At 63.7% G+C, this 4,238-nt stretch carries 5 protein-coding genes; 1 reads left to right on the top strand and 4 read right to left on the bottom strand.

Features of this window, described 5'->3' with window-relative positions; translation table 11 throughout:
- Positions 1 to 27 precede the first annotated feature (27 nt).
- From HX814_RS08470 to HX814_RS08460, 3 genes are all read right to left on the bottom strand, one after another.
- The gene (locus tag HX814_RS08470; RefSeq protein WP_003208844.1) at positions 28 to 660 is read right to left on the bottom strand and encodes a LysE family transporter; all 633 of its coding nucleotides are present in this window, start codon (positions 658 to 660) and stop codon (positions 28 to 30) included.
- A gap of 134 nt (positions 661 to 794) precedes the next feature.
- Positions 795 to 1,358 (bottom strand): mechanosensitive ion channel family protein, encoded by a 564-nt coding sequence (locus tag HX814_RS08465; protein ID WP_008439307.1) that lies wholly within the window; start codon positions 1,356 to 1,358, stop codon positions 795 to 797.
- Complete coding sequence (locus tag HX814_RS08460) at positions 1,358 to 3,268, bottom strand: ATP-binding cassette domain-containing protein (protein WP_003208841.1); 1,911 nt, start codon at positions 3,266 to 3,268, stop codon at positions 1,358 to 1,360. Before HX814_RS08460 ends, HX814_RS08465 begins: the two co-directional genes overlap by 1 nt.
- A gap of 50 nt (positions 3,269 to 3,318) precedes the next feature.
- Here HX814_RS08460 and HX814_RS08455 point away from each other — a divergent pair, with 50 nt between their 5' ends.
- Positions 3,319 to 3,780, top strand: coding sequence for a TIGR02444 family protein (locus tag HX814_RS08455; protein ID WP_102604074.1), 462 nt, complete (start codon positions 3,319 to 3,321; stop codon positions 3,778 to 3,780).
- Here the strand turns inward: HX814_RS08455 and HX814_RS08450 are convergent.
- Positions 3,777 to 4,238: hypothetical protein (locus HX814_RS08450; protein ID WP_177015408.1), on the bottom strand; the 462-nt coding region annotated here is incomplete at its 5' end. The genes HX814_RS08455 and HX814_RS08450 overlap by 4 nt on opposite strands.

Below are 4,238 nucleotides of genomic sequence, written 5' to 3'. Positions count from 1 at the left end.
CCCACATTTTTGATCCGGTTTCGTCAGTTACGCCGTTGCGCGATGCAAGCTGGCCAGGAACCCCGCCGCCCCAACGAACAAGCCAGCAAACGTACGGTTCATGCGTTTCTGCTGCTTCGGTGTGCGCAACAGGCGCAACACTTTCGACGCCAGCCCGGTGTAGCCGGCCATCACGATCATGTCCACGCAGATCATTGTCGCACCCAGGATCAGGTATTGGTTCAGCAGCGGCGCCTGCGGGTTCACGAACTGCGGCAGCACCGCCAGCATGAACACCAGGGCCTTGGGGTTGCTGGCGTTGACCAGGAACCCGCGGAACATCATCGCCATCGGCTTGCCGATCGGGCGAATCGCCGCGTCATCGCTCAGGTCGGTTGGCAGCGCGCGCCATTGCTTGATGGCCAGGTACACCAGGTACGCTACGCCAAACCATTTGATCGCATAAAACGCGGTGGAGGATGCGGCAAGAATCGCCCCCAGGCCGCCAGCGACCACGGCGATTTGCATCGCCAGGCCCAGTTGCAGGCCCAGGGCGTTCCAGTAACCGCGCAGGAAACCGTATTGCAGGCCGCTGGACATCGACGCAATGGCACCGGCGCCAGGGGAAAGACTGATGATCCAACTGGCCAGGAAAAAGGCCAGCCATGTGTCGAGCGCCATTACACACCTCAGAGCTTAGTTTGCTGAATGTTTCTAAACTAACGCTGCTGGCCGAGAAATGGCTACAAAAATTTTGGGGTGCGCCTTTGTGGCGAGGGTGCGCCTTTGTGGCGAGGGAGCTCCCTCGCCACAGGTTAAGGCAGCACGTCGCTGCCGCGCCAACGGCGCACCGAGCGCTGGAAGAACAGGCTGTTGGGCACTTGCACCATGACACTGCCGGTACCGGCCTCTTCCACTTCGATCAGCGTGGTGTAGAGCAGGTTGATCGCCACCACCCGGCCTTTGACGCCGGGCTTGTCGACGGTGTCCACCAACTCGACCACATCGCCCAGGCGGAACGGCCCGACGGTGAAGATCAGGATGGCGCACAGCAGGTTGGACAACACCGACCACATGGCGAAGAACGCGACCGCAGCCACCGCCACAAAACCCGACAACGCCGTCCACAACACCGTGGCAGAGACGCCCAGGCGCTCCAGCACGAAGATCAGCGCGCTGCCCATGATCAGCCAGCGCAGGCCGCCGCGCAGCGGCATCAGCAACTGCGGCGGGAACGGATAACGTTCCCCCAGGCGGTTCAGGCATTTGGCGACGAAACGCTGGGCGAGATAGCCGGCCAGCAGGATCAGCAGAATCTGTACGGCCACCCAGATCGGCGCGATCCATTGGGCCGGCAGCGGCAGTTGCAGCGCTTCCATCAGGACAGCGCCTCCAGCTCCGCTTGCAAGGATTCCAGCAGTTCGAGGGCTTCCATCCAGGTCTCCTCCAACTGCGCTTCACGTACCTTGAGCTTGGCCTGTTCGGCCAGCAGGTCGCGCAATTCATCCTTGCGGGCCGGCTCGTAGACGGCGCTGTCACCCAGGCTGGTTTCGATCTTCGCCAGCTTCTCGTGGATCTTGCCCAATTCGGCTTCCAGCTTGTCCGCTTCACGCTTGTGCGGGGCCAGTTGCTGACGCAATGCAGCCGCGGCCTGGCGCTGGGCCTTCTTGTCGGTCTTGTCCGGGTTGACCGGCGTGTTGCTGACCGGCGCGTTGCGCAGGCGGTAGTCCGACAGCCAACGGGCATAGTCTTCCAGGTCGCCGTCGAATTCCTCGACCTTGCCGTCAGCCACCAGCAGGAAGTTATCCGTGGTGCTCTTGAGCAGGTGGCGATCGTGAGACACCACCAGTACCGCGCCGCTGAATTCCTGCAGGGCCATGGTCAACGCCAGGCGCATTTCCAGGTCGAGGTGGTTGGTCGGTTCGTCGAGCAGCAACAGGTTTGGCCGGTCCCAGGCGATCAGGGCCAGGGCCAGGCGGGCCTTTTCGCCACCGGAGAAATTCAGCACAGGCTCGTCAATGCGCGCACCACGGAAGTCGAAACCACCGAGGAAGTCCCGCAGGGTCTGTTCGCGTTCGGTCGGCGCCAGGCGCTGCAAGTGCAGCAGCGGGCTCGCCTTGGCGTCGAGGGAGTCCAGCTGGTGCTGGGCGAAGTAGCCCACCACCAGGTTCTCACCGCGCACCAGGCGACCGGCCAGGGGCTGCAATTCGCCCGAGAGGTTTTTGATCAAGGTCGACTTGCCCGCGCCGTTGGGGCCGAGCAGGCCGATCCGCGCGCCAGGGGTGAGCTGCAACTTGACCTTCTCGAGGATGGTCTTGTCGCCATAGCCCAGGCGGGCATCGGAAAGGTCCAGCAGCGGGCTGGAGATTTTCACCGATTCGCGGAACACAAAGTCGAACGGTGAATCGACGTGGGCCGCCGACAGTTCTTCCATGCGCTCCAGGGCCTTGATCCGGCTCTGGGCCTGACGGGCCTTGGTGGCCTGGGCCTTGAACCGGGCGATGTAGCTTTCCATGTGCGCGCGCTGCGCCTGCTGCTTCTCGTAGGCCTGCTGTTGCTGGGCCAGGCGTTCGGCACGGGCGCGTTCGAAGGCGCTGTAGCCGCCGCGGTACAGGGTGATTTTCTTCTGGTCGACGTGGGCAATGTTGTCCACCACGGCGTCGAGGAAATCCCGGTCGTGGGAAATCAGCAGCAAGGTGCCCGGGTAGCTTTTCAGGAAGTCTTCCAGCCACAGGATCGCATCGAGGTCCAAGTGGTTGGTCGGTTCATCGAGCAGCAACAGGTCCGAGGGGCACATCAGCGCCTGGGCCAGGTTCAGGCGCATGCGCCAGCCACCGGAAAAGTCGGCGACCGGGCGGTCCATCTGTTCGTTGGTAAAGCCAAGGCCGGCAAGCATCTTGCGCGCACGCGCGTCGGCGGTGTAGCCGTCGGCGCTGTCCAGTTCCGAGTGCAGGCGGGCCTGTGCGGCGCCGTCCTGGGCTTTCTCGGCCTCGGCGAGGTCGTGTTGCACCTGGCGCAGGCGCAGGTCGCCATCGAGCACGTAGTCGATCGCAATGCGGTCGAGGGTGTCGATCTCCTGGCGCATATGGGCGATGCGCCAGTCGGCCGGCAGCAGACAATCCCCGGAGTCGGGAGTCAGCTCACCCAGCAGCAAGGCGAACAACGTGGATTTGCCGGCGCCGTTGGCACCGATCAGGCCGGCTTTGTGACCGGCGTGCAGGGTCAGCTCGGCGTCTTCGAGAAGACGTTGCGGGCCACGCTGTAATGTTAGGCTTTGAAGTCGGATCATAATGGCGGCGGAGTCTACCAGCTTCGTTGGCCGCTGGCTTGGGTGTGAATATGTGCGCTGACCTGTGGAGCTTTGCCCTCTCGACCTACGCCCGCTCGGGCGTCGAGGACGCGTGCCTGCGCTTGCAGGCGCAAGGGGCTGATGTGTGCCTGGTGTTGTGCGGGTTGTGGCTGGAGCAGCGGGGTGTGGCGCCGGAAACGTCGCGTTTGCAGGCACTGCGGCAGATCGCCGGGCCGTGGCAGGCGGAGGTGGTCGGGCCGCTGCGGCAAGTACGCACGCAATGGCGGGCCATGGCGCAGCAGGATGTTGAGCTGGGAGCGTTACGGGAGCGGGTCAAGGCTTTGGAATTGGATGCAGAAAGGCTGCTGCTATCACGCCTGGAAGGTGTGGCGCAGCATTGGCCGATGGCCGAGGTGAATCATCAAGCATGGGTTGAAGGACTGGCGGCCGAAGCCGCCAACCTTGACCACGACGCGCTGCATCAGCTGCGCGCCGCGGTTACCGGCACTTAGGAAGCGCTGGTTGGGGTGACGCTTGGCGCTGCCGGTGCAGGCGTGCTGCTGGCCGGTGCGGTTGGCGCTGTGGTACTGGCAGCAGGTGCAGCCGGGGTCGCAGGCTTTGCAGCTGGAGTAGCTGGTTTGGCTGGTGCTGGCTTGGCAGCAGCAGGTTTGGCGGCCGGCTTGGCAGCTGGTTTCGCAGCAGCAGGTTTGGCGGCCGGCTTGGCAGCTGGTTTCGCAGCAGCAGGTTTAGCGGCCGGCTTCGCGGCTGGTTTTGCAGCAGCAGGTTTAGCGGCTGGCTTGGCAGCTGGTTTTGCAGCAGCAGGTTTAGCGGCTGGCTTCGCGGCAGGTTTTGCAGCAGCGGGTTTAGCGGCTGGCTTCGCAGCTGGTTTCGCAGCAGCGGTTTTAGCAGCTGGCTTCGCGGCTGGTTTCGCAGCAGCAGTTTTAGCAGCTGGCTTGGCAGCTGGTTTCGC

This window comes from Pseudomonas sp. C8002, assembly GCF_013385765.1.
Taxonomy (GTDB): Bacteria; Pseudomonadota; Gammaproteobacteria; order Pseudomonadales; family Pseudomonadaceae; genus Aquipseudomonas.
This window is presented reverse-complemented; position numbering and strand designations above follow the sequence as displayed.

Bases quoted from the DNA above. Each gene is read 5' to 3' on its own strand.
- HX814_RS08465 (WP_008439307.1), bottom strand. From the start codon at position 1,358: ATGGAAGCGCTGCAACTGCCGCTGCCGGCCCAATGGATCGCGCCGATC.
- HX814_RS08455 (WP_102604074.1), top strand. From the start codon at position 3,319: ATGTGCGCTGACCTGTGGAGCTTTGCCCTCTCGACCTACGCCCGCTCG.
- HX814_RS08470 (WP_003208844.1), bottom strand. From the start codon at position 660: ATGGCGCTCGACACATGGCTGGCCTTTTTCCTGGCCAGTTGGATCATC.
- HX814_RS08460 (WP_003208841.1), bottom strand. From the start codon at position 3,268: ATGATCCGACTTCAAAGCCTAACATTACAGCGTGGCCCGCAACGTCTT.